The organism is Mesorhizobium sp. M7A.F.Ca.CA.001.08.2.1, from assembly GCF_003998455.1.
Taxonomy (GTDB): domain Bacteria; phylum Pseudomonadota; class Alphaproteobacteria; order Rhizobiales; family Rhizobiaceae; genus Mesorhizobium; species Mesorhizobium ciceri.
Window position 1 is genome coordinate 1 of the sequence record NZ_RZPW01001023.1, and the last position, 1764, is coordinate 1764.

The 1764-nt window shown below is 57.0% G+C and carries 1 protein-coding gene and 1 pseudogene; one reads left to right on the plus strand and one right to left on the minus strand.

Going from position 1 to position 1764, the window contains the following annotated elements:
- Window positions 1–925 (plus strand): annotated as a pseudogene (locus tag EN914_RS34275) (hypothetical protein); the annotation flags it as partial.
- Between the two features lie 358 nt (window positions 926–1283).
- Here EN914_RS34275 and EN914_RS34280 read toward each other — a convergent pair.
- Entirely contained in the window at window positions 1284–1577 is a 294-nt protein-coding gene (locus tag EN914_RS34280; protein ID WP_127218776.1) for a DUF6894 family protein, read from the minus strand.
- Window positions 1578–1764 lie beyond the last annotated feature (187 nt).

Genomic DNA, 1764 nt, shown 5'->3' on the forward strand with positions numbered 1-1764 from the left:
GTGCGGCCTGCACGCGGGAATGGGGCTGATCGATTTCATTGGCAAGACCGCGGGGGCGGGAGACTTTCTGGCCCCGATCAGAACCGCCAACTACGCGATTATATCGAACGCGGTCGAGGCAGGCTTTGTGCGGATCACCGGGCCTTTTTCGGAGGCCTCTTCGTTCGCCAGCGTTTCTCTCGCCTGCCTGGCATTCTGCTACAGCTACTGGAGAAAGACCAAATCACCGCTTGCGAAATGGCTGGCCGGAATCCTGCTCTTCTTGTCCATTCTGTCGACTTCATCGACGGCTTACGTCGGGCTGACACTGCTATGCATCCCCGTTGCGTTGTCCATGCTACAGTCGGTCATCAGGGGAAAAGTTGCGCGCGAAGAGATACTGATAATAGCTCTCATGGTGGTGGGCGGGACCGCCGTACTGGGCATTAGTCTTTACAAAGCCGAGGCGTTGGACCCGTTCGTCAGACTGATCAACAGCACCATCATTAACAAAGCGGATTCCGGGTCAGGCCATGAGCGCACTTATTGGAATGTAAAGAGCCTGCAGTCGTTTCTCGATACGAGCGGACTGGGCGTTGGTTTCGGCAGTTCAAGGGCATCGAGTTGGCCGATCGCTGTCCTGTCGCAGTTGGGTCTGTTTGGATCGCTGATGATAGTGGCCCTGCTCTATGTCGTGACCAGAGGCCTGGGCGCGGTTCGGGAACGGGTGGATGCAGAGACAGATGCAATCGTGACGAGCGTCAGGAATGCTGCCCTTGCAAGCATAATTGCAATGTCGGTGTCGGGTGGCAGCGCTGATCCAGGCATCCTCTTCTTCATCGCACTTGCAGTTGTTTGCGCCACGAGAGCCCGTGCTCGGCGCGGCGTAGCCGCCTTGGAACGAAGCGTTCCGGCGCCGGGCCACGCCACCGTCAACGTCCTGTAATCCAGTTCCGCCGAATTGGCTTCGCGGTGGCAAAGGTTCCTGGCGATGTGCCAGGCCCCCGTCCTGTGCAATATCGGCAGCGAAGTCGAATAAGGGACGGTCGTCGCGATCGAGCGTGCGACAGTACCGCGGCGGTCGCTTGCGAACGAGTAGAAGGGCTGCCGGCAATGTGCATTCGAAGCTTGCGTGGCTGTATCGAGGAGGTGCAGCAGCATCGTGCGGCCTTCTCCGCTTACGTGGTCTCGGGGTATAAAAGTGATCAGAAGCCGCTGCCGTAAGTCAAGTGCGGCCAGGACAGCTGCACAAAGCTTGCTGCATCCCGACGGAGCCAACTAGGTCCAGGGCTATCGGGAATTTGTCAAAAGACTTTTATGCTGCAATCGATATTTGCTTCCATAACGGGCCGACGACTTTCGTCAGAAACAGTCACCGAAAGGTTGCTTTGTAACCCGCCCTGAACTTCGTCCTGTGCCATGGCGACCAGCATTTTAACCGCATCTACCCGGGCCTCGAGCGCACCAACGTAGTGGGTGCCCTCTGTATCGGGAGAATGGGATTTGCCGTCCCGGATATCGAAAAAAAACAGCGGCATTTTTGCGCCCGTGCTTAAAGCTGTGCGTTCGTCAGAGCAGAAGACTTGCTTCTTGCTCACGGCTGCTTAAGGCATTCCCCTGGGGGATTCTAGCAACCGCAGATGGTCAATGGGACGCGGCTGTGGAGAACTCGAATGGCGGCGATCACAAAATATTACAAGGTTTATTAACGCCAGGAAACGCTCCTTATGGGTGGTCCTGGAGGTCGCAATCCAGCCTACGTTGGAACGCGGCACGGTCGTCGAT